At 60.8% G+C, this 23,810-nt stretch carries 24 protein-coding genes; 10 read left to right on the top strand and 14 right to left on the bottom strand.

Features of this window, described 5'->3' with window-relative positions; all coding sequences use genetic code 11:
• On the top strand, window positions 1–2,016 hold the full coding sequence (locus ACFVSI_RS06885) for a S9 family peptidase (RefSeq protein ID WP_387821197.1): 2,016 nt from the start codon (window positions 1–3) through the stop codon (window positions 2,014–2,016).
• A 21-nt stretch (window positions 2,017–2,037) separates the two neighbouring features.
• On the opposite strand, the gene ACFVSI_RS06880 is transcribed toward ACFVSI_RS06885, so the two are convergent.
• Window positions 2,038–2,712: a peptide deformylase gene (locus ACFVSI_RS06880; protein ID WP_387821194.1), complete on the bottom strand. Its 675-nt coding sequence runs from the start codon at window positions 2,710–2,712 to the stop codon at window positions 2,038–2,040.
• Between the two features lie 51 nt (window positions 2,713–2,763).
• On the opposite strand from ACFVSI_RS06880, the gene ACFVSI_RS06875 reads away from it, so the two are divergent.
• Complete coding sequence (locus tag ACFVSI_RS06875; RefSeq protein WP_387821192.1) at window positions 2,764–3,171, top strand: nuclear transport factor 2 family protein; 408 nt, start codon at window positions 2,764–2,766, stop codon at window positions 3,169–3,171.
• On the opposite strand, the gene ACFVSI_RS06870 is transcribed toward ACFVSI_RS06875, so the two are convergent.
• From ACFVSI_RS06870 to ACFVSI_RS06860, 3 genes are read right to left on the bottom strand one after another with little or no spacing between them, the layout of a single operon-like run.
• Entirely contained in the window at window positions 3,172–4,302 is a 1,131-nt protein-coding gene (locus tag ACFVSI_RS06870; RefSeq protein WP_387821190.1) for an FAD-dependent oxidoreductase, read from the bottom strand. It abuts the gene before it with no gap.
• Complete coding sequence (locus ACFVSI_RS06865; protein WP_387821187.1) at window positions 4,295–5,020, bottom strand: class I SAM-dependent methyltransferase; 726 nt, start codon at window positions 5,018–5,020, stop codon at window positions 4,295–4,297. The genes ACFVSI_RS06870 and ACFVSI_RS06865 overlap by 8 nt, the downstream gene beginning before the upstream one ends.
• Window positions 5,017–6,153, bottom strand: a complete 1,137-nt coding sequence (locus ACFVSI_RS06860) for a type III polyketide synthase (protein ID WP_387821184.1) — start codon at window positions 6,151–6,153, stop codon at window positions 5,017–5,019. Before ACFVSI_RS06860 ends, ACFVSI_RS06865 begins: the two co-directional genes overlap by 4 nt.
• A gap of 131 nt (window positions 6,154–6,284) precedes the next feature.
• Between ACFVSI_RS06860 and ACFVSI_RS06855 the strand changes: the two genes are divergently transcribed.
• Window positions 6,285–8,678, top strand: a complete 2,394-nt coding sequence (locus tag ACFVSI_RS06855; RefSeq protein WP_387821181.1) for an ATP-binding cassette domain-containing protein — start codon at window positions 6,285–6,287, stop codon at window positions 8,676–8,678.
• Window positions 8,679–8,754: 76 nt separating this feature from the next.
• On the opposite strand, the gene ACFVSI_RS06850 is transcribed toward ACFVSI_RS06855, so the two are convergent.
• The 3 genes from ACFVSI_RS06850 to ACFVSI_RS06840 form a co-directional block, all read right to left on the bottom strand.
• Window positions 8,755–9,405: an RNA polymerase sigma factor gene (locus tag ACFVSI_RS06850; RefSeq protein WP_387821178.1), complete on the bottom strand. Its 651-nt coding sequence runs from the start codon at window positions 9,403–9,405 to the stop codon at window positions 8,755–8,757.
• Between the two features lie 209 nt (window positions 9,406–9,614).
• Window positions 9,615–10,043, bottom strand: a complete 429-nt coding sequence (locus ACFVSI_RS06845; protein WP_262275068.1) for a VOC family protein — start codon at window positions 10,041–10,043, stop codon at window positions 9,615–9,617.
• A gap of 85 nt (window positions 10,044–10,128) precedes the next feature.
• The gene (locus ACFVSI_RS06840; protein WP_387821175.1) at window positions 10,129–10,584 is read right to left on the bottom strand and encodes a VOC family protein; all 456 of its coding nucleotides are present in this window, start codon (window positions 10,582–10,584) and stop codon (window positions 10,129–10,131) included.
• Window positions 10,585–10,758: 174 nt separating this feature from the next.
• Between ACFVSI_RS06840 and ACFVSI_RS06835 the strand changes: the two genes are divergently transcribed.
• Entirely contained in the window at window positions 10,759–11,148 is a 390-nt protein-coding gene (locus ACFVSI_RS06835) for a DUF3054 domain-containing protein (protein WP_387821173.1), read from the top strand.
• 73 nt (window positions 11,149–11,221) lie between these two features.
• Window positions 11,222–11,500 carry an Lrp/AsnC family transcriptional regulator gene (locus ACFVSI_RS06830; RefSeq protein ID WP_387821170.1) on the top strand — a complete coding sequence of 93 codons (279 nt, stop codon included), beginning with the start codon at window positions 11,222–11,224 and terminating at the stop codon, window positions 11,498–11,500.
• A 32-nt stretch (window positions 11,501–11,532) separates the two neighbouring features.
• Here ACFVSI_RS06830 and trpD read toward each other — a convergent pair whose 3' ends face one another.
• Window positions 11,533–12,591 (bottom strand): anthranilate phosphoribosyltransferase, encoded by a 1,059-nt coding sequence (trpD, locus tag ACFVSI_RS06825; protein WP_387821167.1) that lies wholly within the window; start codon window positions 12,589–12,591, stop codon window positions 11,533–11,535.
• Between the two features lie 148 nt (window positions 12,592–12,739).
• On the opposite strand from trpD, the gene ACFVSI_RS06820 reads away from it, so the two are divergent.
• The 4 genes from ACFVSI_RS06820 (at window position 12,740) to ACFVSI_RS06805 (ending at window position 17,072) form a co-directional block, all read left to right on the top strand.
• A complete protein-coding gene (locus ACFVSI_RS06820; protein WP_079581410.1) occupies window positions 12,740–13,378 on the top strand; it encodes a heme-copper oxidase subunit III in 639 nt (212 codons plus the stop codon).
• An 87-nt stretch (window positions 13,379–13,465) separates the two neighbouring features.
• The gene (locus tag ACFVSI_RS06815; protein WP_144658878.1) at window positions 13,466–14,254 is read left to right on the top strand and encodes a c-type cytochrome; all 789 of its coding nucleotides are present in this window, start codon (window positions 13,466–13,468) and stop codon (window positions 14,252–14,254) included.
• A gap of 96 nt (window positions 14,255–14,350) precedes the next feature.
• Window positions 14,351–15,421 (top strand): Rieske 2Fe-2S domain-containing protein, encoded by a 1,071-nt coding sequence (locus ACFVSI_RS06810; RefSeq protein WP_387821162.1) that lies wholly within the window; start codon window positions 14,351–14,353, stop codon window positions 15,419–15,421.
• Window positions 15,399–17,072 carry a cytochrome bc complex cytochrome b subunit gene (locus ACFVSI_RS06805; RefSeq protein WP_387821159.1) on the top strand — a complete coding sequence of 558 codons (1,674 nt, stop codon included), beginning with the start codon at window positions 15,399–15,401 and terminating at the stop codon, window positions 17,070–17,072. Before ACFVSI_RS06810 ends, ACFVSI_RS06805 begins: the two co-directional genes overlap by 23 nt.
• Window positions 17,073–17,206: 134 nt before the next feature.
• Here ACFVSI_RS06805 and ACFVSI_RS06800 read toward each other — a convergent pair whose 3' ends face one another.
• Entirely contained in the window at window positions 17,207–17,995 is a 789-nt protein-coding gene (locus tag ACFVSI_RS06800) for a GntR family transcriptional regulator (protein WP_387821156.1), read from the bottom strand.
• A 157-nt stretch (window positions 17,996–18,152) separates the two neighbouring features.
• Here ACFVSI_RS06800 and ACFVSI_RS06795 point away from each other — a divergent pair, with 157 nt between their 5' ends.
• Window positions 18,153–18,446, top strand: a complete 294-nt coding sequence (locus tag ACFVSI_RS06795; RefSeq protein ID WP_387821153.1) for an HPr family phosphocarrier protein — start codon at window positions 18,153–18,155, stop codon at window positions 18,444–18,446.
• Between the two features lie 112 nt (window positions 18,447–18,558).
• Here ACFVSI_RS06795 and ACFVSI_RS06790 read toward each other — a convergent pair whose 3' ends face one another.
• From ACFVSI_RS06790 to ACFVSI_RS06770, 5 genes are all read right to left on the bottom strand, one after another.
• Window positions 18,559–18,960, bottom strand: a complete 402-nt coding sequence (locus ACFVSI_RS06790; protein ID WP_144658883.1) for a cytochrome c oxidase subunit 4 — start codon at window positions 18,958–18,960, stop codon at window positions 18,559–18,561.
• Window positions 18,957–20,678 carry a cytochrome c oxidase subunit I gene (ctaD, locus tag ACFVSI_RS06785; protein WP_387821149.1) on the bottom strand — a complete coding sequence of 574 codons (1,722 nt, stop codon included), beginning with the start codon at window positions 20,676–20,678 and terminating at the stop codon, window positions 18,957–18,959. The genes ACFVSI_RS06790 and ctaD overlap by 4 nt, the downstream gene beginning before the upstream one ends.
• Window positions 20,679–20,688: 10 nt before the next feature.
• Window positions 20,689–21,558, bottom strand: a complete 870-nt coding sequence (gene coxB / locus ACFVSI_RS06780; protein ID WP_144658884.1) for a cytochrome c oxidase subunit II — start codon at window positions 21,556–21,558, stop codon at window positions 20,689–20,691.
• A gap of 184 nt (window positions 21,559–21,742) precedes the next feature.
• Window positions 21,743–22,132, bottom strand: a complete 390-nt coding sequence (locus ACFVSI_RS06775; protein ID WP_144658885.1) for an iron-sulfur cluster assembly accessory protein — start codon at window positions 22,130–22,132, stop codon at window positions 21,743–21,745.
• A gap of 161 nt (window positions 22,133–22,293) precedes the next feature.
• The gene (locus tag ACFVSI_RS06770) at window positions 22,294–23,727 is read right to left on the bottom strand and encodes a dipeptidase (protein WP_387821145.1); all 1,434 of its coding nucleotides are present in this window, start codon (window positions 23,725–23,727) and stop codon (window positions 22,294–22,296) included.
• Window positions 23,728–23,810: the final 83 nt, after the last annotated feature.

Below are 23,810 nucleotides of genomic sequence, written 5' to 3'. Positions count from 1 at the left end.
GTGAAACCAGAGCAGCTGCCCCTGTTGAACTCCGTGTCCGCCCCGGCGATACACCCTGACGGCACGAAGGCGGTGGTATCGGTCACAAGACCGGATTTCGACGCCGACAGTTACGTTGGCCAGCTCTGGTCGGTCCCCTTGGACAACACCAAATACCCGCGTCGCATCACCCGAGGGTTCAGGGACACTTCCCCGGCATTCTCACCGGACGGGCTTGTCCTCGCCTTCCTGCGAAGCGATCCCGGGGGCAAGCCCCAAGTGTTCGTCGTGGAGTCAGCGGGCGGCGAACCGCAGAGGATCACAAACCAGGCCGCCGGTGTGGAAAGCTTCGTCTGGGCGCCGGACTCGCACCGCATCGCCTTCCAGGCCAGGGTCCCCGAACGGGGGCGTTATGGAACCATCGATGGCGTCGGTCCGGGAGCCGAAGACCCTCGCTATATCGTTGCCAACCAGTACATAATGAACGGCGTCGGCTATACCGCCGACCAGCGCCAGCAACTCTTCGTGGTTGACGTTCCCGAACTGGGTGGCGAGCCCGCGGTAACGCCCCGGGGACGGTCCGCCCACGAGCAACCCGTGCCGGAAGGCCTTGGTCTCCCCGCCTCTCGGCAGCTCACTTTCGGCGATTCCGACCATACATCGCCCGCCTTCTCGGCTGATGGGGCCCACCTCTATTTCGTCGCCGCGCTTCATGAAGGTCACGACGACGACCTTGTCACCTCGGTCTTCAGGGTGGATGCTGCGGGAGGCGAGCCGGTCGTCGTCGAACCTGCCAACCGGACACCGCAGACCGTCAGCGCTGTGAGGGCTTCGGAGGATGGCCGGTGGTTGTTTTTCATTGCGCAGGATCTCGGAGATACCGGCAGGGACTTCGTGGCGCGGAATTCTGTTCTCCACGCGATGCCGTCCGGTGGGGGAGAGGCCGTGGCACTTACCGACGTCGAACACCTGGACGTCTCGGGCCCGCTGGAAACAAGCGGGCCGGCAAGCGTCCTTGTGCTGAACACCGCCTTGGGCAGTGTCGAACTCCTGGATGTCACTGCGGATGGCACGATCACTCCGCTGGTCTACGGTGCCCGGGTAGTCATCGGGGCATCTGTTGCGGCCAACGGGGAGACCGCAGTGACGCTTTCTGATGCTTCAACGGTCGGGGATGTGGCGTCACTGGAACGTGGAGAACTTCGCCTTCTGACCGACTTCTCAGGGAACCTGCGGAACAACTCCACAGTAATTGAGCCCAAGGATTTCGAGGCCGAATCCAGCGACGGTCACCCCGTTCACGGTTGGCTGGTCATGCCGGAAGGCCCAGGGCCCCACCCGGTCCTCCTGACCATCCACGGCGGCCCCTTCTCCCAATACACGGGGGCTTTCTTTGACGAGGCCCAGGTGTACGCAGCGGCCGGGTATGCGGTGGTGATGTGCAACCCCCGTGGATCCTCAGGCTATGGACAGGAACATGGGCGGGCCATCAAGGGGCAGATGGGCACTCTCGACATGCAGGACGTGATTGCCTTCCTTGACGCAGTGTTGTCATCCCATGCGTCTTTGGACCCGGAGCAAGTGGGCATCATGGGCGGTTCCTACGGCGGCTACTTGACCGCGTGGATCATCGCACACCACCACAGGTTCACAGCAGCGATCGTGGAGCGGGGATTCCTTGATCCCGTCAGCTTTGCCGGCTCCTCGGACATTGGCTGGTTCTTCGGCAGCGAATACACAGGACCAACGCGGGAGCAGATGGACGCCCAAAGTCCGATGGCGGTCGTCGAAAATGTCAAGACGCCAACACTGGTAGTGCACAGTGAAAATGATCTGCGTTGCCCCATTGAACAAGGCCAGCGCTATTACGCGCACTTGAAGGCGCAGGGAGTGGATACGGCCCTGCTGGTTTTTCCGGGTGAGGACCACGAGCTGTCCCGTTCCGGGACGCCGCATCATCGACGTCAGCGCTTCGAGTACATCCTCAAATGGTGGGCAAAGTATCTTCCGACCACCGCAAACCGGCCCGCGGCATAGGACTCCGGCCACTCACCGGCTTCAACCAAGGAAACCGAGTGCGCTGCGGGCTTCTTCAATGTCCGGAGAAGCCCAACGGGCCGTGTGCTCGGCGTTGCTGGCCAAGGACCGGGTCTCAGCCTTATCCAGGTACAGGACACCGTGGAGATGGTCGGTTTCATGCTGGACGATACGCGCCTGCCACCCCGAGAACCATTCCTCAACAGGTTCACCGGAAGGCGTGGCATAGGACAACTCAACATTCCGGTGCCGTTCCACCACAGCCTGATACCCCGGGACTGAGAGGCATCCTTCATAGAACGACGCTGTTTCCTGACCCAAGGGCCGGTACGTCGGATTGACGATGGCGAAAAAGTCCAACTGCTCCCGGTGGCGCACCTCAGCGGAGACAGGATCGATTTCGTACTTGTCCTCCAGGACAGCCAGCTGCAGGGGAATACCGAGTTGTGGAGCTGCCAGGCCAACACCCGGCGCTGCATGCATAGCCTCGCGCATCCGGTCGATCAGTGCCAGGAGTTCGACGTCGTCGAGCTGGCCGTCGTACGGCGCGGCGAGCTGGCGCAGCACCGGGTGCCCCGCCTGGACGATGGCGGGCAGTTCTTCCGAGTCCAACAGTCTTCGGACGGCGTCCCGGATTTGGAGGGGATTGAAGTCCGTAGCGGGACTCTTGGCTCCGGGATGAGTTTGATGCGTCATGGATCGAGCCTATCGCCACGAGCCTCTTCGGCGGTGGGCTAGGCTCATGGGATGACCACTCCCACCCCGCTGGAGCATGTGCTCTCGTTCGTGCGGGCAGTTGAAGCCGGCGGCGGCTCCGCCGACCTGCGGCCCTTCCTGGCTGAGGACTTTAAGCTCACGGAATGGCCCCATGCACTGTCCAAGACGGGCTCCGTCCGGAATCTTGCCGAAACACTGTCGGGCGCTGACGACAGCCACGACATCGTGGCGGACCAACGCTTTGAGATCGTCCGCACCACCAGCCAGGAAGACCGTGTGGTCCTGGAGATGAATTGGTCGGCCACGCTGCTTCTGGACCTTCCGCATTGGGACCGTGGTGACACCATTCGCGCACGTAGCACGGCGGTCTTCCAGCTGAGGGATGGCCTGATCATCAGCCAGGACACCTACGACTGCTACTACACCGTGCCGGAATAGCTACCGCATGGTGAAGCGCCGCTCCACCAGCCCTGTGACACCAGGCATCACCAACATACCGGCGAAGAGTCGGTTCCTGAGCGTCATGGCTAGTGCCGGAAGCGGCCTGCCCAGTGCCATGTTGAGGCCCGCCTGCCGGGACGCCCTAAGCGCAGCCTTTCTTCGTGTCTTCTCAAAGTCCTGCAGCAGTTCACCCACATCGGATCCTTCCAAGGAGGCGTCGATGATGGGCGACAGTGCCGCTGCGTCCAGCCATCCCAGGTTCATTCCCTGCCCGCCGATGGGACTGATTTCGTGGGCGGCGTCTCCGAGCAACACGACCCGTCCGTGGACCATCCGCGGCAGCAGCCGCGACTGCACCTCAAAAGCACTGAGCATCGTATTGCCGGCCGGCTCCAGCACCTCACCCGTTCGTGACTCGACCATCCCAGCCAAGTCGTCCGCCGTCGCGCCTATGGCCGGTGCACCAAGCCGTACCACCCACCTCCGGACGCCTCCCGGCAGCGGGAAGCACTCCACAATTCCAGCGGGCTCCAGATACAGCACTGCATCCGTACCGTGTCCGGTTCTGTCGGGGAAGTCGCCCATGAGGTAGGCGTCCGGATAGCACTTTGAAGGAACGTTCGGGGCGAACCGGTGTCGAAGGGAAGAGTGGGCGCCATCGGCAAGGATCACCAGTTGGGCGGTGAACTCTTGGCTTCCCGCCGGCGATGCGGCCCGGACGCGCACTGTTGGGCCGTCGTCGCATACTTCCAGGACGTTCAAACCACGGGCGATCGCGGCCTTATCCAGCTCCAGCACTGCGTCCTCCAGCACCTTCTCGGTGACCGTCTGGGGGACCGCAAGGATGAAGGGGAAAGCGGGATCGCCGGAGAACGGCAGTTCCGCTACCTTGCATCGCCGGCTGTAGGCGACGCCCCTCGTAATGTGGACTCCGACGGAGACGAGCTCCTGCGCAACGCCGGCGCGTTCCAACTCCGCCAGGGCCGGTGGATGGATCCCTATGGCACGGGAGCGGGTGCCTCTGCTGGTCCGGCGTTCGAGGATACGGACCTTGTGGCCACTCCGGAGGAGCAGCAGCCCCATGAAAAGGCCCACAGGTCCCGCTCCAACAACGACGACGTCAAGCACGCTCCTGGTTCCCCGATCCGCGGTGCTCGTGGACCAGCATGTTATGCCAGGGTCCGTTTCGCTCAGCGCGCCAGCCGTACGATATGACGGACCTTAGTTCCGGCAAGGTGTAACTTCGCCTGATGGACAGCAGGCCGTCTTTCACGATGTAGGAACCCCACCCCAAGGGCCAAAAGCCCGCTATGAACAGGACGTAGGAGACGCGGCTTCGCGTCAGGTCATTATGGAGGGCTACGCGCCTGGCGAGCTGTTCGGAATCGCGCAGGACTCCAGCGAACTGCTGTGCGTCCAGGTGGTGAAGGATGTGGTTGGAAATTACGACGTCGAAAGTCGCTCCTTCCGCAACCAGCTCCGAACTGTGGGCCTGTCGGTACGACACTCCCGCTACGGGCCGAAGGCCGGTCGCAAAAGCATAGGCCCGAGGGTCCGGGTCAATGGCAGTCACCTCCAGCACGAAGCCATCCCGCCGCGCCCACCGTGCCAGGCTTCGGGCCACGTCACCGCTGCCGCTTCCGATGTCCAGCAATGTAGCGCGCCCTGTTTCGGACAAGAGCGGGCGAAGGAGGCGTTTATAGGTCCGCCGCCACCGTGAAAGAAGCCTGTTGACCACGGGAAACCGCGCATACGTCCTGTTGAGCAGCAGCGGGTCGCAGTCAGGGCCGTCCATGTCCTCAGTGCTGTCAAGGTCCCTCTCCCGGAGGGACCCCCAAGGGCTCACAGAGCGGGCGAGACCAGAGTGAACAGACCGGTCTCGACCGTGAGACCCGGGCCGAAAGCCATGGAACAGATCCTCTCTTCACGTTCACTGGCTGTCTGTCCCAGCATGTACTTCAGGACGAACAACACTGTGGCACTGCTCATGTTGCCGAATTCCCGCAGTGTCTCCCTTGCCGGTACCAACTGCTCCTGGGTCAGTTCCAGCTTTGACTCGACTTTGTCCAGGATGCTTCGGCCGCCCGGATGGATGGCCCAATGCGTAATGTCCCGGTAAGGCACCCCCGTCAGATCCGGCTCCCTGGCCAGCAGGGGTTCCAGCGCACCCGTGATGTGCTCCTCAATAATGTGCGGCACGTAGGAGCCGAGGACCATTTCAAATCCTTCGTCGCCGATGTTCCATGCCATGGCTTCCTCGCCAACCGGGGTCAGGACTGTTTCGAAGTGATCCAGCCGTATCACCGGCTCGTCGCCTTCCGGTTCCCTTGCCGAGATGACCGCCGCGGCCGCACCATCGCCGAAGATCGCGGATCCCATGATGGTGTCCGGATCATTGGATGTCCTGACGTGGAGAGAACAGAGTTCCACACAGATCACCAGGACCACCGCTTCAGGATCCGCCAAGCAGAACTGCTTTGCAGCTTTCATGGCCGGGAACGCGGCATAGCAGCCCATGAACCCAAGGTGGTAACGCTGGACCGCCGGGTTGAGGCCCAAGGCCCTGACCACCTTGTAGTCGGGACCGGGATTGAAGAATCCCGTACAGGACACCGTGATCACATGCGTGATGTCGTCAAGATCAACGCCTTGGGCCTGGGCCACGGCTGTCTTGCCGGCTTCGATGAACAGTTTGGTGGCTTCGGTGGCAAAAATCTCATTGCGGACTTTAGTGCTGGGGCTCAAGACCCTGTTGGTCGGGAGGTCGAAAAACTTCGGGTTTTCTGGATGCGCGTCAAGGCTCAGCTCTTCCACCGCCGTGAAGCGCGTATCGATGGCGGCCGAATCGAAACATGTCGTGACGAGCCGGGTTCCCAGCCGCGTCAGGCCTGGTTGGGAGGCGAAAACCTCACGGGCTTGCTGCTGGACAAGGATGGTTGGCGGAACAGCAGTTTCGAGGGACCTCATGTATACCGGCATGCTTCATTCTTAGTGAGTAAAGCCGGGAAGACAATGGCAGAATCAATCGTATTGACCGAGGGTGGTCAAGGAGAGCCAGGCGACGCCGACGGGGGACTGTTGTGCAGCGCCGCCCAATGGACGGAGAAACCATGACTATTGCTGCCGGATCGGACACACAATCTCCTGAGCTGCATGTTGCCGATGCCCATGAGCTCATCCGGGTACAGGGCGCACGCGAAAACAACCTGAAAGACGTCAGCATAGAGATCCCAAAACGACGACTCACCGTCTTCACAGGGGTGTCGGGGTCCGGCAAGAGTTCGCTTGTTTTTGCCACCATCGCTGCCGAATCGCAGCGAATGATCAATGAGACGTACAGCGCTTTCGTCCAAGGCTTCATGCCTTCCTTGTCACGACCTGACGTGGACGTCCTGGAAGGGCTGACGACGGCGATCATCGTCGACCAGGAGCGTATGGGCTCCAACCCCCGCTCGACCGTAGGTACAGCCACTGATGCAAACGCCATGCTCCGTATTCTGTTCAGCCGGCTTGGACAACCCCACATTGGATCCCCAAATGCCTACTCCTTCAATGTCCCCACGGTGAAAGCCAGTGGAGCAATCACCGTCGAGCGCGGCGAAGGTAAGACCAAAACGGAGAAAGCCTCCTTCAACCGGCTGGGCGGGATGTGCTCGCGTTGCGAAGGCATGGGTTCGGTCAGCGACTTCGACCTCACAGCACTTTACGATGACAGCAAATCGCTCAGCGAAGGCGCCCTCACCATTCCGGGTTACAGCATGGACGGGTGGTATGGACGCATCTTCAGCGGAACCGGCTACTTCAACATGGACAAGCCGATCGCCAAATTCACCAAAAAGGAACTCCACGATCTTTTGTATCGGGAGCCCACCAAAGTCAAGGTGGAAGGGATCAATCTGACCTACGAGGGCGTGATTCCCAAGATCCAGAAATCGATGCTCTCCAAAGACGTCGATGCCCTGCAACCGCACGTCCGCGCTTTCGTCGAGCGGGCCATCACGTTCACCACGTGTCCCGAATGTGAGGGCACCAGGCTGAGTCCGGAGGCACGGTCTTCCAAGATCAAGGGCAAGAGCATAGCCGATGTCTGCACCATGCAGATCAGCGATCTCGCAGATTGGATCCGCCAATTGGATGAGCCGTCGGTGGCGCCGCTGGTCAAGGGACTTCAGCATCTTCTGGACTCCTTTGCTGACATTGGCCTGGGTTACCTGTCGCTCGACCGTCCTGCGGGTACTCTCTCCGGGGGAGAGGCCCAGCGCACCAAGATGATCCGCCACCTCGGCTCGTCCTTGACCGACATCACCTATGTATTCGACGAACCAACCATCGGGCTGCACCCGCACGACATCGAGCGGATGAACCAGTTGCTGCTCCAGCTGCGGGACAAAGGCAACACCGTTCTGGTGGTCGAACACAAGCCGGAAACCATCGCCATCGCGGACCACATTATTGACCTGGGCCCAGGCGCTGGAAGCGGTGGCGGAACGGTTTGCTTCGAAGGGGATCTGGATGGATTGCGGGGGAGTGACACCATCACCGGGCGCCACCTCGATGACCGCGCGTCACTGAAGGCAGATGTCCGTACCGCCAAGGGGCACATGGAAGTGAGGGGAGCTTCCACCAATAACCTTCGGGATGTGGATGTGGATATCCCCCTGGGCGTTTTGTGTGTCCTGACCGGTGTCGCGGGCTCTGGAAAGAGCTCACTGGTTCACGGCTCAGTCGCCAAACGTGACGGCGTGCTGGTGATCGACCAGGGCGCCATTCGCGGTTCCCGCAGGAGCAATCCTGCGACCTACACCGGCCTTCTGGAGCCAATTCGAAAAGCATTCGCCAAGGCCAACGGCGTCAAGCCGGCACTCTTCAGTTCCAACTCCGAAGGCGCCTGCCCAACGTGCAACGGTGCTGGCGTCATCTACACGGATCTCGGAGTCATGGCCACGGTGGAGTCCACGTGCGAAGAATGTGAGGGAAAGCGCTTTCAAGCTTCTGTTCTTGAGTACAAGCTGGGTGGGCGCAATATTGCAGAAGTGCTTGCAATGTCTGTGAACGAGGCCGAGGCCTTCTTCAGCGACGGCGAAGCGCGGACGCCTGCGGCCCACAAGATCCTGGACCGCCTTTCCGACGTCGGACTGGGCTACCTGACCTTGGGGCAGCCATTGACGACGCTATCCGGCGGCGAACGGCAACGGCTCAAGCTGGCCACCCAGATGTCCGAAAAGGGTGACATCTACATCCTCGATGAGCCCACGACAGGCTTGCATCTGGCTGATGTCCAGAACCTGCTGGGAATGCTGGATCGCCTGGTCGAGTCCGGCAAATCCGTCATTGTGATCGAACACCACCAAGCGGTTATGGCTCACGCCGACTGGATCATCGACCTCGGCCCCGGAGCCGGGCACGACGGCGGCACGATAGTTTTCGCTGGAACGCCGGCTGAACTGGTGGCTGGCAAAGCGACACTGACCGGCAAGCATCTTGCCGCCTATGTGGGTGCCTGAGAGCCCCTTCCACAGGTGTTACCGTAACGCCGATAATCTACATTATGTCAACTAACGCTCTGGGAGCCCACCCCCATCAAGGCATCGCATTGGCTTCCACGTAGGCTCGTCGCAGGCCTTTACGGGCTCGAATGGACAATGCGGATGCTGCGTTTGGGCTAATCCCCATGACCTCGGCGATCTGGGCCGGCTTCATGGCTTCCACCTCGCTGAACCAGAGCACTGACTGCCAGCGATGCGGCAGGGAACGCAGTGCGTGGATCAGCACGGCAGTCTCGTCGGCATCCGGCCAGGAATGGTCATTCCCGATGTCCTCAGGCAAGGGTGACTTCATTGGGAACGCCCGCCGGCCCTGGACGTTTCGACGATGCGCCATCCGTCGGACGGTGCTCAAGAGATAGCCTCTGAATGAATGCCTCGGTCCGCCGCCTTCCTTAAGAGCCTGAAAGACGACTGCAAAAGCGTCGCCAACGATGTCCTCGGCGTCCGACGCGTTGTCTGCTTCCTTCGAGGCGACGTAGAGCGCGATACCGCCATACCTGTGGAAAAGTTCTCCGAACGCGGCAGGCTGGCTGGCCCGAACCTGGGCGATCAGGGCATCGTCGTCTGCCTCGGCAGCCTGGTCGTCCCGCCCGCTCCCCTGCCGTTTACCAACTGACTGATGCGGCAGTTCGCACTGCGGCTGCGCGTGGATGACACCGGGATCTGGCAAGGCAGCAGCGGGCATGGTTCCTCTTCGGGCGCTTGATCAAGGGGTCCTTGAATCTAGGGCGCCAGAAGCCGGGGTGACGTCAGAATGCAGCTTTTTGATGAAATTTCGGCCGTGGACGCAGGATTTTGCGGTCCACGCTCGGAAGCGGCCAACATGTTCACGGCATGGAAAAGCCCCGCTGGAAGCTTCCAGCGGGGCTTTTCCATGCGGCAGTCTACCCTCGATCAGCCCTGCTGCTGGGCTCCGGCGATATTCACCAGCCACGCTATGCCGAACTTGTCCACGCACATGCCAAAGACGTCACCCCACGGCGCGCTTTCGAGCGGCATGGTGACCGTTCCGCCGTCGACAAGTTTGTCCCAGTAGCCGCGAAGTTCCGCTTCGTCCGAAGATTCGCCGCTGAGCGATACAGAAATGTTGTTTCCCGGGTTGTACTCCATGCCGTTCGGTGTATCTGCGGCCATGATGGTCAGGCCGTTGGGCGAGACAAGCATGGCGTGCATGACTTTGTCGGCTTCGGCCGGGTCCTGGCTGGCCTGGTAATCGCCGAAGGTGCTGATATTCAACTCGCCGCCGAACACTGACTCATAAAAAGTGATCGCGTCACGGGCGTTGTCCCTGAAGGAGATGTAGGGATTCAGGCGGGAAGTCATGTGGTCAGTTCTCCTTATGGTTGTTGGGTGTATTTGCACGTCTTCGTGCGTCGCGGGCGCTGGCCGTCGGCCCTCCCCCACAGTTTCAGTCGCCGTCGTAAGCCTTTTGCAGGACGGCGAGGTCGAGTTTCCGCATTTTCAACATGGCTTCCATGGCACGTTGTGAACCTGCCGGATCCGGACCGTTCAGGAGTCCGGTCATGGCCGTGGGAACGATTTGCCAGGAAAGACCAAACTTATCTTTGAGCCACCCGCACTGGCTCTCCTCTCCCCCAGCAAGCAGCGCCTCCCAGTATCGGTCGACCTCCTCTTGGGATTCACAGTTCACCACCAAGGAAACTGCCTCATTGAACGTGAAATGTGGGCCTCCATTGAGCCCCATGAACTGCCGGCCCTCTATTTCAAACTCGACCGTCAGGGCGCTGCCGTCCGGACCGGGCACTCCAGGGCTTATTGAAGAGTTGTCGAATATCAATGTGTAAAACTGTGCTGCTTCAGCCGCTTGGCCGTCGAACCACAAACAAGTAGAGATCTTCTGCATGCGCCACTCCTCGAAGGACGACGGGAACTGCGTGTCCCCCATCAGAGGCTAGTACCGTGAGTTCACTCACACAACGGGCCGACATCGATTCCTCCTGGTGGTGGAACACGAACCGCGCTGGCGGAACGGGGATCGACTTCGCGCCTGCGGGAGGTCCCGGATAGGGTCAAAGGCATGTCTTCGTCCACTAAGTCCTGGCTGGCGGCCGCCGCCGGGGATCTTGTCCTGATTCTTGTCTTCGCCGCGATCGGCCGGGACGCCCACGCCCGCGGAGACATCATCTCCGGCGCCTTCATCACCGCCTGGCCCTTTTTGGTTGGTGCACTGGTTGGTTGGCTTGTCCTCAGGGTATGGCGCGCGCCCTTTTCCGTCTGGCCGTCGGGTGTGGCAGCGTGGCTGGGCGCTGTGGTCGTTGGGATGTTGCTGAGGGCCGCAACGGGACAAACCGTGGTGCTGCCCTTCATCATTGTTGCGTTGATAAGCCTGGGCGTCTTCCTGCTCGGATTCCGTGCGTTGTTCACCCTAATCCGTCGAGCCGCAGCCAAGCGGCAACACCGGGGGTGATCCGGACCGCGAACCTGAGGATGCACTAGGCTGGGAACCGTCCGCAACGATGCTTTTTTCGGAAAGGCCCCACGTGATCACCGCTTTCGTCCTGATCAAGACCGATGCCTCACGCATCCCGGAAACCGCCGAGCAAATTTCGGCCCTCCAAGGCATCAGCGAGGTCTATTCAGTCACCGGCGAATGGGATCTCATTGCGGTCGCCAGGGTTTCCCAGCATGAAGACCTGGCCGATGTCATCGCCGACCGCCTGTCCAAGGTCTCCTCCGTGGTCCACACCACCACGCACATCGCTTTCCGTGCGTACTCGCAGCACGACCTCGATGCCGCCTTTGCACTAGGTTTTGAATAAACCCCGCCCACCCCGGCCGGCTTAAAACCCCATCAGCTTTGGCTAAGGGCCGTCCATTTCGCCAACACTTCGGCGGCCTTGCCGGACTCAACGGACTCAGCTGCCCTGTCGAACGCTGAGCGCATGCGCTCCAGCAAGCTGCCATCGGCCTGAAGATCGAAGGCCACCAATCCGGCGGCCGCGTTAAGCAGCACTGCGTCCCTGACGGGACCAACCTTCCCATCGAGGACCTCACGAACGACGCCGGCATTCACGCTGGCGTCTCCACCGCGAAGGTCCGCCACGGTGGAAGGCTTTATGCCAAGTTCCGCAGGAGTGAAAACCTGCTCCGTCACGGAACCATCCCTGATCTCCCAAACAGTGGACGGCCCGGTGGGCGTCAACTCATCCAGTCCGTCGTCACCGCGGAATACGAGGCCACGGCTCCCCCGCCGGGCCAGGACTCCTGCAACAAGCGGGGCCATCCGCGCATTGGCCACACCCACAGCCGATGCCTGCACGTGGGCAGGGTTGGTCATGGGCCCGAGGAAATTGAAGGCGGTAGGAACGGCAAGCTCGCGACGGGGAACAGCCGTGTGCCTGAATGACGGATGGAAAACCTGGGCGAAACAGAATGTGATGCCCGCCTCTTCGGCATTGCGCGCCACCTGTTCGATGGAAAGGTCCAGCCGAACCCCGAGCGCCTCCAGGACGTCAGCCGAACCGGATGTTGACGAGGCCGCCCTGTTTCCGTGTTTTACAACCTTGGCTCCGGCTCCGGCAGCAACAAGGGCCGCCATCGTGGAGATGTTTACGGTGTTAAGCCGATCCCCACCGGTTCCGACAATGTCGAGCTTTTCACCCGAGATGGAAATCGGGTTGGCGTGCTGGACCATGGCTTCAACCAAGCCAGCAAGCTCTTCTACCGTCTCGCCCTTGGCACGGAGGGCTACAAGGAAACCGGCGATCTGCGACGGAGTGGCTTCACCGGACATGATCGTGTTCATGGCCCACTCTGTGTTGCCCACAGCAAGGTCGTCGCCGTTGATCAGTGCTGAGATGAGCCCTGGCCAGGTATTGCTGGCTGCAGGTGCCGATGCCGGAGAAGTCACTCCCTGATGCTATCGAGCCAGCCACGCCGATGACCAATGTGAACCACGCCGGGAACTTTTCCGCGCGATTTCGCGTCTTTGTAGAAAAAGTCTCCCGAATCGGTGGTTTGCATTGGGAACTCTGGACTTTTACAGACATAATGTCCTTGTGACATCTGCGACCCATGCCCCCAGTACCCCGGCGCACCCGACGCTGAACCGCCCCAACCTGGTTTCTGTTGGAACCGTTGTTTGGCTGTCCAGTGAGTTGATGTTCTTCGCCGGCCTCTTTGCCATGTACTTCACCCTGCGCTCCACATCAGGACTGATGTGGGCCGAAGAGACGGCCAAGCTCAACTTCCCGTTTGCGCTCGTCAACACCATCGTCCTGGTGGCAAGTTCCTTTACTTGCCAGATGGGCGTCTTCGCCGCCGAGCGGCTCGAACCCCGCCGTACCGGTGGGCTCCTCCAGTTCACCCGCTGGGGCATGACCGAATGGTTCACCCTCACGTTCATCATGGGTGCCTTCTTCGTCGCCGGCCAGACCACGGAATACGCCATGCTCGTCTCTGAGCATGTTTCCCTGTCCTCCAACGCCTACGGCTCGGCCTTCTACATGACCACGGGCTTCCACGGCCTTCACGTCATCGGCGGTCTGATCGCTTTCCTCTTCATCATCGGCCGCGCGTTTGCGGCCAAGAAGTTCGGACACTTTGAAGCGACGTCGGCAATCGTCACCTCGTACTACTGGCACTTCGTTGACGTCGTTTGGATTGGCCTCTTCCTGGTCATCTACGTCCTCAAGTAAGCCCGGCTTGACTCTTTTTCTACAAGAGGCAGAATTTCAAGAAGCGGCTCACGGAGCCGACGCAGGATCGAATAAAGGAACCACCACGTGAAGGCACTCTCGCAGAAGCGACGTCACCCATTGGCAGCAATTGCGCTGCTGCTGATGGGCCTCCTCCTCACTGGTGGGCTTTACGCCGTCGCCACATCTGTCAACCAGGCCAAGGCCGACACCACCAGCTACAGCGCCAGTGACGTAGAACAGGGCGGCAAGCTTTTCGCCGCCAACTGCGCCACCTGCCATGGCATGGGGGCCAGCGGAACCCAGGACGGCCCCTCGCTGGTCGGCGTGGGTGCTGCCGCGGTTGACTTCCAGGTTGGTACCGGTCGTATGCCCATGCAGATGAACGGCCCGCAGGCCCAGAAGAAGCCCGTCCAGTTCAATGAAGAGCAGACCAAGCAGCTCTCGGCCTATGTCGCATCCCTGGGTGCAGGTCCGGCCATTCCGGAAGAGCACCTGCTCGACGGCAAGGGTGACGCCGCAAAGGGTGGAGAACTCTTCCGCGTCAACTGCGCCATGTGCCACAACGCCGCTGCAGCCGGCGGTGCACTGACCCGGGGTAAGTTCGCTCCTGCCCTGGCAGATGTAACCTCGCAGCACATCTACGAGGCAATGGCTACCGGCCCCCAGAACATGCCCGTCTTCAACGACTCGAACGTCACCCCCGAAGACAAGCGCGACATCATCACGTTCCTGAAGACCATTGAAGCCAATGGTTCACCGGGTGGCGCGGACCTCGGATCCCTCGGCCCGGTCTCTGAAGGCCTGTTCGTTTGGGTTGCCGGTTTGGGTGTCATCATCGCCTTCACGATCTGGCTGACGTCACGCACGTCCTGATCGGGACACAACAAAACTTCTGCTGCACAGTCAGCAGTTTGAAACTGAAAACAACTCGGCCCCGGTCGAGACAACGAGAGAAGGATGAGGCGAATTATGGGCAACCATAGTGACGGCAGTCCGAACCACTCGGGCACCGTAGCTACGGCTGGTCAGAATGAGGTGGAGAAGTTCCAGGATCCTGGTCTTCCTCCGCATCGTTTGCGCCTGGCTGACACGGACCCGGTAGCCGCAAAGCGTGCCGAGCGTCAGGTAGCCATTCTGTTTGGCACCTCTGTCATCGGAACGCTGGTCTTCCTGGTGGCGTACTTCGCCATTGACCTTGGCGACGACACCACCATTGCAACGATCCGCACGCAGAACCTCCTTCTGGGTCTCGGTACTGCCTTCGCAATGCTTGGTATCGGCACCGGCATCGTGCACTGGGCCAAGGCCCTGATGCCCGATCACGAAGTGTCCGAGGAACGCCACGCTATCCGCACGGAAGAGGACCGTCAGGCTGCAGTGCGCATCGTCGACGATATCGTCGAGGAGACCGGCATCAAGCGCCGTCCGCTGATCCGCAACACCCTTCTTGGTGCTGTTGCTTTGGCTCCACTGCCTGCTCTCGCCATCTTCGGCGATCTGGGTCCGCGTCCGGACAAGGCACTTGCACACACCATGTGGGCTCCTCAGGATGGCAAGCTCAAGCGCCTGACCCGCGATCCCGATGGCACCCCCATCAAGGCCTCGGATGTCACCATCGGATCGGCCTTCCACGTTATTCCCGAAGGCCTTAACGAGCTCCACGAAGGCAAGTTGAACGAAAAGGCCAAGGCCGTTGTTCTGCTGATGCGCCTGGACCCGAACTCGCTGAACCCCTCCGAGGGCCGTGAAAACTGGAGCTACAACGGAATCGTTGCCTACTCCAAGATCTGCACGCACGTTGGTTGCCCCGTTGCTCTTTACGAGCAGCAGACACACCACCTTCTGTGCCCCTGCCACCAGTCCACCTTTGACCTCACGCAGGAATGCAAGGTCATCTTCGGGCCGGCCAGCCGTCCGCTTCCGCAGCTGCCCATCGCAGTTGATGCAGAGGGCTACCTCGTCGCTACCAGCGACTTCAGAGAACCTGTAGGACCGAGTTACTGGGAGCGTGACGAGCATGAGCGCCTCATCAACAGCTGAAGCCCCCTTCGTTCCGAAGACCAAGGTTGGTAGCTTTACCAACTTCGTAGACGAGCGTGTGGGCGGCTCCGGCATCCTGCGTGAGTTCGGCCGGAAGGTCTTCCCCGACCACTGGTCGTTCATGTTCGGTGAGGTGGCGCTGTACTCCTTCGTCATCCTGCTGATGTCGGGAACCTTCCTGACCTTCTTCTTCGACCCGTCAATGGCAGAAACCCACTACCAGGGTTCCTACACGCCGCTGTACAACGTCGAAATGTCTGTTGCCTACAACTCATCGCTGAACATCTCCTTCGATGTCCGCGGTGGTCTGTTCATGCGTCAGGTGCACCACTGGGCAGCATTGCTGTTCGTTGCCTCCCTCGGCGTGCACATGCTGCGCGTCTTCTTCACGGGCGCTTTCCGCAAGCCCCGCGAAATGAACTGGGTTGTCGGTGGCGTGCTGCTGATCCTGGCCATGGCTGCCGGCTTCACCGGCTACTCCCTCCCCGATGACCTGCTTTCCGGCAACGGCCTGCGCATCATCGACGGCGTGATCAAGTCCATCCCGGTCATCGGAACCTACATCTCCTTCTTCCTCTTCGGTGGAGAGTTCCCGGGAACGGCCATCATCGGCCGCCTGTACGTACTGCACATCCTGCTTGTACCTGCGCTGATCCTCCTGATGATCGTGATCCACCTGTTCATGGTGGTTGTGCACAAGCACACCCAGTACCCTGGCCCGGGCCGAAACGACGGAAACGTCGTCGGTTACCCCCTCGGTCCGGTGTATGCAGCCAAGGCCGGCGGCTTCTTCTTCATCGTGTTCGGTGTCCTGGCACTCATGGCAGCAGCCTTCACCATCAACCCGATCTGGAACTACGGTCCCTACGACCCCTCCCCTGTTTCCGCAGGCACCCAGCCTGACTGGTACATCGGATTCGTCGACGGCGCACTTCGCCTCATGCCTGGCGTAGTGAACAACTTCCACTTCGAGTGGATTGTCTTCGGACACACGCTCACGCTGAACGTGCTTCTTCCGGCCCTCGTACCGGCAGGAATCATCTTCACCGTACTGTTCACCTACCCGTGGATCGAACGCTGGGTAACCAAGGACAATCGGGAACACCACGTTCTCGACCGTCCGCGGAACGCTCCCACGCGTACAGCCATTGGCGTTGCAGGTTTCACCTGGTATTGCGTCATGTGGGCCGCTGCAGGTTCCGACCTCATCGCCACCCACTTCCACGTGTCCCTGAACGACGTGACCTACTGGCTTCGGACCTTGTTCTTCATCGGCCCGGTGATCGCTTTCATCGTCACCAAGCGAATTGCCCTGGCCCTCCAGCGCAAGGATCGTGAGATTGCTCTCCACGGCCGCGAAACCGGACGCATCGTACGTCTCCCGCACGGTGAGTTCATTGAGGTCCACGCGCCTCTGGACGAGTACAAGCGTTACAAGCTTGTCGGCTTTGAGTCACCCGCTCCCCTGCCGGCACAGCCGAACGAACATGGCGTAGTAACCCGTAAGGAGAAGCGCCGTGCGGCCCTGTCCCGCTGGTTCTTCGAAGACCGCGTTGCTCCGGCAACCCCCGCGGAACTCGAAGCAGCACACTCGCACGGCCACCACGAGGCCATTGCAGCTGGCGACGAACAGAAGAGCCTGAGCCACTAGCAGCTCAACGACAAGAGGGGCCCAGTCCACACGGACTGGGCCCCTCTTTTTTGTCTTGTCGTAATGATGAGCACGGCATGCCTGGAAGCAGGACAAGCGCACACGGCTTCACCAGCCCGCCTCGCAGGCTTGTACTAGTGCGTCCGGTATCCCGAGGCGTAGTTCCGCGTTGGACGCACACCAGGCCGCTGCAGGGGAATCCACAGCTTGTACCGGTCGGCACGGTAGTAGGACACCGAATAGTCCACCATGGCCCGGGCCACGAATGCGTGTCGCTGAATTTTCAGCAGCGGCGAACCGACGTCGACATTGAGCAGCCTGGCAGTCGATGGAGACGCGGCGGTAGCCTCGATCATGTCCTCACCCCACTCCATGACCAGGCCGTATCGTTCGCTCAGGACGTTGTACAGGGACGTGGGAGGCGCCTCGTCAAGAAGCCCCGGTACCCGATGCGCCGGGATGAAATTCTCATCCACACTCATGGGCTCGTTATCGGCCAGAAGAAGCCGCCGAAAGCGCACCAGCGGCGTCCCCTCGTCCAGCTGCAGTTCGCGCGCCAGAAAGGCGCTGGCCGCAATCTGTTCAAAGCTGAGGACCTTGGCCGCAGGCACCATGCCACGACGCTGCATTTCCTCGCTGTACGATGTCAGCTTCACCTGCAGATCAAGCTTCGGCTTCTTGACGAAGGTCCCCAAGCCCACAACCCGCTCAATGACTTCCTCGCCGACCAGGGCATCAATCGCCTGACGGACCGTCATGCGGGCAAGGCCGAAACGCTCCGAGAGATCCCGCTCGGAAGGCAGGGCTGACCCGGGCGGACAAGACTGGCCAATAAACGTCCGCAGGATTTCACGGAGCTGAATGTAGATAGGCGTGCTGCTGGAACGGTCGATCTCGCCGGCAATGTTTGCTGCGTCAGCCACGACGGTAGTCCAGCGTGTAAGTCATGGTTCTAGGATAAATCAGACGCGGCTCAGGTCTAGACCAGCTGATGCCCAAGTTGGTTCACGCTGCGCACTGGCCGCTACTCTTGTAGGGATTATTTTTCGGCGGAGTACCCGCCCAAGCAAAGGAGCTGGCTTGCCGCAGCACAAAGCACTGGTTGCCGCAAAAATCGGCCTGCACGCGCGGGCGGCGGCGGTCTTCGTCCGCGCCGTCACGGAGACAGGGCTACCGGTAACCATCCGGAAGGCTGACGGACAACCGGTGGACGCCCGCTCGCTCCTTGAGGTTATGACGGAAGACTTCGAACACGGCTGCGAAGTCGTTCTGGAAGTCGCCCCTGAGGACCTAACGGAGCCGCAAACCGTCTCAGAGGCACGGAATGCCTTGGCAACGCTTTCGTCCCTCCTGCAGGCCCCAGAGGCCCGCTGAAGGGTAAACCCGGGACAACGACGTCTGCGGGATCCAGGAATCAGATATTGGAACAAAGCAAAAAGGATGGGCCTCACCTTTCGGTGAGGCCCATCCTTTTCTTACTGAAGAACTAGTGGGCGTGGTCCCCGCGGCTGTACTCGAAGACCCAGCCAACGAGTGCGACGAGCGCCAGGCCACCGGCCACGTAGGTGACCCAGAAACCAACGGCCAGGCCGAGGAATCCACCAGCGCAGGACAGGCCGAGAACCAGGGGCCACCAGCTCCAGGGGCTGAAGTGTCCCTGCTCACCAGCGCCTTCGTGGATCTCTGCATCAGGACGGTCCTCCGGACGCATTCCGATGCGCTTGCCGGTGAAGCCAAGGTAGGCACCGATCATGCCTGCAAGCCCACCGACCAGCAGGATGCCGAGCACGCCGACCCACTCAGACCATTCAGTCAGGAAGCCATAAGCGATGGCTACTGGCACGAAGAAGAAGACTCCGGCCCCGAAGAGCCACGATTCAATTTTCATTTGCTGACGTCCCTCTGGTCGGCGTTACCCAAGACTGCTGCTGCGGGTGACGGAGCCTCGGCGGTGTGCACCTGGGCCAACTCCGGGTGGTGGAGATCCAGGGCCGGGCGTTCGGAGCGAATACGGGGCAAGGAAGTGAAGTTGTGGCGCGGCGGCGGGCAAGAGGTTGCCCATTCCAGCGAAGCACCAAAGCCCCACGGGTCATCCACTTCAACCTTCTTGTTGCTGCGCCACGTGATGTAGACGTTCCAGAAGAACGGCAGCAGTGATGCACCCAGGACGAAGGAAGAGATGGTGGAGAACTGGTTCATCCACGTGAAGTTATCCTGCGGCATGTAGTCGGCGTAACGGCGCGGCATACCCTCGACACCCAGCCAGTGCTGGATAAGGAACGTGCCGTGGAATCCGAGGAACAGGAGCCAGAAGTGGATCTTTCCGAGACGCTCGTTCAGCATCTTGCCGGTCCACTTGGGCCACCAGAAGTAGAAGCCCGCGAACATGGCGAACACGACCGTACCGAACACCACGTAGTGGAAGTGGGCCACCACGAAGTAGGAGTCGGAAACGTGGAAGTCCAGCGGCGGGGAAGCCAGGATAATGCCTGTCAGGCCACCGAAGAGGAAGGTCACCAGGAAGCCGATGCTCCACAGCATGGGCGTCTCGAAGGTGATGGATCCCTGCCACAGCGTGCCGATCCAGTTGAAGAACTTCACGCCCGTAGGTACTGCGATCAGCATGGTCATGAAGGCGAAGAACGGCAGCAGGACCGAGCCGGTGACGTACATGTGGTGGGCCCACACCGTCACAGACAGAGCGGCGATGGCGATGGTTGCGTAAACAAGGCCCTTGTAACCGAAGATCGGCTTCCGGCTGAAGACCGGGAAGATTTCGGAGACGATGCCGAAGAACGGCAGGGCGATGATGTACACCTCGGGGTGGCCGAAGAACCAGAAGAGGTGCTGCCAGAGAACGGCGCCACCGTTTTCGGGATCGAAGATGTGCGCACCGAAGCGGCGGTCAGCGCCAAGAGCGAAGAGGGCTGCAGCCAACGGCGGGAAGGCCATGAGCACCAGGATTGCCGTCACCAGGGTGTTCCAGGTGAAGATCGGCATACGCCACATGGTCATGCCCGGGGCACGCATGCAGATGATGGTGGTGATGAAGTTGACAGCACCGAGGATGGTTCCGAAACCGGAGAGCGCAAGTCCGAAGACCCACAGGTCCCCACCGACACCAGGGCTGAATGTCGTGTTCGACAACGGCGCGTAGGCGAACCAACCAAAGCTTGCCGCACCCTGCGGGGTGATGAAGCCGGAAACTGCGATGGTGGAACCGAAGAGGAAGAACCAGAAAGCCAAAGCGTTCAGACGGGGGAACGCAACATCCGGCGCACCGATCTGCAACGGCATGATCACGTTGGCGAAACCAGCGAAAAGAGGTGTTGCGAACATCAGCAGCATCACGGTGCCGTGCATCGTGAACATCTGGTTGTACTGCTCTTTGGTCTGCAGAATCTGCATACCGGGTTCGAACAGTTCTGCACGGATCAGCAACGCCATGACGCCACCGAGGCAGAAGAACACGAACGACGCGATCAGGTACATGTACCCGATGGTCTTGTGGTCCGTGGAGGTGATCCAGTTGACGACGATGCGTCCCTTGGATTTAGGAACTACGGGAGCCTCGAGGATCCCGGCGGATTGAGTGTAAGTAGCCACGTCGCTCCCCTTACTTTTCGTTCAGGTTCGGATTGCGGTCATATTCCGCACCGAGCAGGCCCGTGTTGCCATCCTGGCGGAGCTTGTCCATGTGGGCCTTGAACTCAGACTCGGAGACAACCTTGACGCGGAAAAGCATTTCGGAGTGGTATTCACCGCAAAGTTCAGCACACTTGCCATCGAAGGTGCCTTCCTTCGTCGGGGTGAACCGGATGTAGTTGGTCTTGCCTGGGATCATGTCGCGCTTCTGGAGGAACGCGGGGACCCAGAAAGAGTGGATGACATCGCGGGAGTTCAATTCCAGGTCAACTGACTTGTTGACCGGCAAGTACAGCGTGGGGAGCAGTTCCTTGTCGACCTCGTTGCCGGTCAGGTGCGCCTGGACGCCGGCCTCGTGGAGGTCCTCGGTGATGACCTGGCCCTGCTTGTAGTTGAAGTCCCATGCCCACTGCTTGCCGCGGACATCAACGACGACGTCGGCCGGCTGTGAGCGGTCATCGATCGCGCGCTGGTCCTGGTCGGTGAAGTAGAAGAACACCAGAACCATGAACAGCGGGATGGTCAAGTAGAAGACCTCGAGCGGCAGGTTGTAGCTGAGCTGCTTGGGGAACCCCGTGGTGCCCTTGCGGCGACGGTAAGCAATGATGCACCAGACCAGGAGGCCCCACGTGATGATACCGACTGCCAAAGCGGCGATCCATGAGTTGACCCAGAGGTCCATGATCCGGTCAGTGTGGTTGGTCGTGCCGCGCTCTGTAGGCAGCCAACCCTTCTCTACCTCTGGTGAACATCCGGTCAAAACCAACGCGCCGGCGAGTGCCAAGCCAGTGATCGAGGTGATCTTTATGCGTCGGCTGCCGGTTCGGTTCTGCGAACTCACAGACGGCCCTTCCTCTTGTTGCTGTCTCCCGGCAGGCCGAAGGCTCACCGGGCACACTAAAAAGTTTTACTACCCGATGTAGAGCTTACCGCTATCAGGCGGTTTTCGCGCACATGTCAGCGCCGTGGCTCCGGATGCGTTTAAAGCAGTCCGGAGTGGCGCCGACATGCGGCGATGGCTCACATCAGTGGAACGAATCACCGCAGGCGCAAGACCCGCCGGCGTTCGGGTTGTCGATGGTGAAGCCTTGCTTCGAAATGGTGTCCTCGAAGTCGATGCTTGCGCCGCTGAGGTAAGGGACACTCATCTTGTCCACGATGACCTCAACACCGTCGTAATCCCGCACAGCATCTCCGTCGAGCATCCGCTCGTCAAAGTAGAGCTGGTAGATCAAGCCGGAGCAGCCGCCAGGCTGGACTGCAACGCGCAGCCGAAGGTCGGTGCGCCCTTCCTGTTCGAGGAGGCTGCGGACCTTGCCTGCCGCCACGTCGGTCAGGTTGACCTCGTGCGTGGGCAGTTCGTCGTTGGCGACGACCTGTGTTCCGGTGCTGTTTTCGTTGGTTGCAGTGCTCATTGGCCTACCTTCTTATGAAGCTTCTGGCGGCGGCGCCGGGACGCTGCCTGCCCTTACCCAATTACATACGGGTTACAGCTAATGCTACGTCGCGCAGACGCTTAGCTATAACTCCTGACGTAACCACGGACAGCATTTCCTTGTTCCCGGCCGAACGGGTCCTAGGCGCCCAGCCCCTCGGCATTCAGACGCGCAAGCATCAGGGCTTCGGCGAGCACAGCATGGCGGAAGTCGCCGATGTGCAAGGATTCGTTGGCGCTGTGCGCGCGGGAGTCAGGGTCCTCTACACCGGTCACCAAGATCTGGACGTCCGGATACATCTCCGTAAGGTCTGCGATGAACGGGATTGAGCCACCAATCCCCATCTCCACGGGTTGGACACCCCACGATTCCTCCAGGGCCCACAAAGCGACCCTTGCGGCCACAGAGGTTGTATCCGTCGCAAAAGCATTCCCCCGCTCCCCCGGCGTAAAGGTCACCCTGGCACCGAAGGGTGCGTTTGATTCAACGTGTTGCTTCAGGGCGTCCATCGCGGCTTCGGGGTCCTGCCCCGGAGCAAGGCGCATGCTGAACTTGGCCCGGGCCGCGGGAATCAGGGTATTGGAGGCGACATCCACCGCCGGGACGTCCATACCGATGATGGACAGCGCCGGCTTGGTCCACAGGCGCGAACCAATCGTGCCGCTCCCGGCGAGCCGCACGCCGTCGAGCACTGATGCATCCGCGCGGTAGTCGGCTTCGGCGAGGTCGACCGCAACGTCGTCGCGTGCCGCCAAGCCGGCGACCGCAACGTTGCCGTCGTCGTCGTGGAGAGTCGCGATCAACCGCGAAAGAAGTGTGGGAGCGTCCAGGACCGGACCGCCAAACATGCCTGAATGGACGGCGTGGTCCAAAACCCGGACTTCGAACGTCCCATCCACCAAGCCGCGAAGGCTGGTGGTCAACGCCGGAACGCCCACCTTCCAGTTGCTCGAGTCGGCTACAACGATCACATCTGCCCGCAGCAGCTCCTGGTGTTCTTCAAGGAACGTGCGGAACGTGGGCGAGCCGGCTTCCTCCTCGCCTTCGAAGAAGAAGGTCACGCCAAGGCCGAGCTCGTCACCGAGGACCTTGCTGACCGCGCTGTAGGCTGCCAGATGTGCCATGATGCCGGCTTTATCGTCAGCGGCCCCGCGACCATAAAGTCGCCCGTCCCGCTCCTCCGCCACGAACGGTTCGGACTTCCACAGAGCCCGCTCCCCCGGCGGCTGTACGTCATGGTGGGCGTACAAAAGAATGGTTGGTTTTCCTTCCGCCGCTGGACGTCGGGCGACGACGGCAGGACCGCCCGGGGTCCCGTCGGCTTTGTCGCACCTTAAGATCCGGACATCAGTCATGCCGGCGGCCTTGACCAACGAAGAGACGGCCTCGGCGCTTCGATCCAGTTCCCTGGGGTCGAAGCTCGGCCACGCAATACCTGGAATGGAGACAAGGTCCCGAAGGGAATCCATGGTGGAGTTGAAGGACTCATCAACTGCCGTGGTCAGTGCCTCGACCGGGATGTTGCCGGAGTACCGTTGCTTGTTCTGCGGGGTGTCCGCATGTGCTGAAGTCATGGCCCACACTTTACCTCCGGCTCGACGGCCATCAGGGGATGCCGGACCAAGCCCCGAAGATGCATCGCCGGGGACGACGTAAC

It is taken from the genome of Paenarthrobacter sp. NPDC057981 (assembly GCF_042886835.1).
Classification (GTDB): domain Bacteria; phylum Actinomycetota; class Actinomycetes; order Actinomycetales; family Micrococcaceae; genus Arthrobacter.
This window is presented reverse-complemented; position numbering and strand designations above follow the sequence as displayed.

Excerpts from the sequence above, each read along its gene's own strand:
- ACFVSI_RS06880 (WP_387821194.1), bottom strand. The coding sequence starts at position 2,712 with ATGACGCATCAAACTCATCCCGGAGCCAAGAGTCCCGCTACGGACTTC.
- ACFVSI_RS06875 (WP_387821192.1), top strand. The coding sequence starts at position 2,764 with ATGACCACTCCCACCCCGCTGGAGCATGTGCTCTCGTTCGTGCGGGCA.
- ACFVSI_RS06860 (WP_387821184.1), bottom strand. The coding sequence starts at position 6,153 with ATGCCGGTATACATGAGGTCCCTCGAAACTGCTGTTCCGCCAACCATC.
- ACFVSI_RS06855 (WP_387821181.1), top strand. The coding sequence starts at position 6,285 with ATGACTATTGCTGCCGGATCGGACACACAATCTCCTGAGCTGCATGTT.
- ACFVSI_RS06850 (WP_387821178.1), bottom strand. The coding sequence starts at position 9,405 with ATGCCCGCTGCTGCCTTGCCAGATCCCGGTGTCATCCACGCGCAGCCG.
- ACFVSI_RS06845 (WP_262275068.1), bottom strand. The coding sequence starts at position 10,043 with ATGACTTCCCGCCTGAATCCCTACATCTCCTTCAGGGACAACGCCCGT.
- ACFVSI_RS06840 (WP_387821175.1), bottom strand. The coding sequence starts at position 10,584 with ATGCAGAAGATCTCTACTTGTTTGTGGTTCGACGGCCAAGCGGCTGAA.
- ACFVSI_RS06835 (WP_387821173.1), top strand. The coding sequence starts at position 10,759 with ATGTCTTCGTCCACTAAGTCCTGGCTGGCGGCCGCCGCCGGGGATCTT.
- ACFVSI_RS06810 (WP_387821162.1), top strand. The coding sequence starts at position 14,351 with ATGGGCAACCATAGTGACGGCAGTCCGAACCACTCGGGCACCGTAGCT.
- ACFVSI_RS06805 (WP_387821159.1), top strand. The coding sequence starts at position 15,399 with ATGAGCGCCTCATCAACAGCTGAAGCCCCCTTCGTTCCGAAGACCAAG.
- ACFVSI_RS06790 (WP_144658883.1), bottom strand. The coding sequence starts at position 18,960 with ATGAAAATTGAATCGTGGCTCTTCGGGGCCGGAGTCTTCTTCTTCGTG.
- ACFVSI_RS06775 (WP_144658885.1), bottom strand. The coding sequence starts at position 22,132 with ATGAGCACTGCAACCAACGAAAACAGCACCGGAACACAGGTCGTCGCC.
- ACFVSI_RS06770 (WP_387821145.1), bottom strand. The coding sequence starts at position 23,727 with ATGACTTCAGCACATGCGGACACCCCGCAGAACAAGCAACGGTACTCC.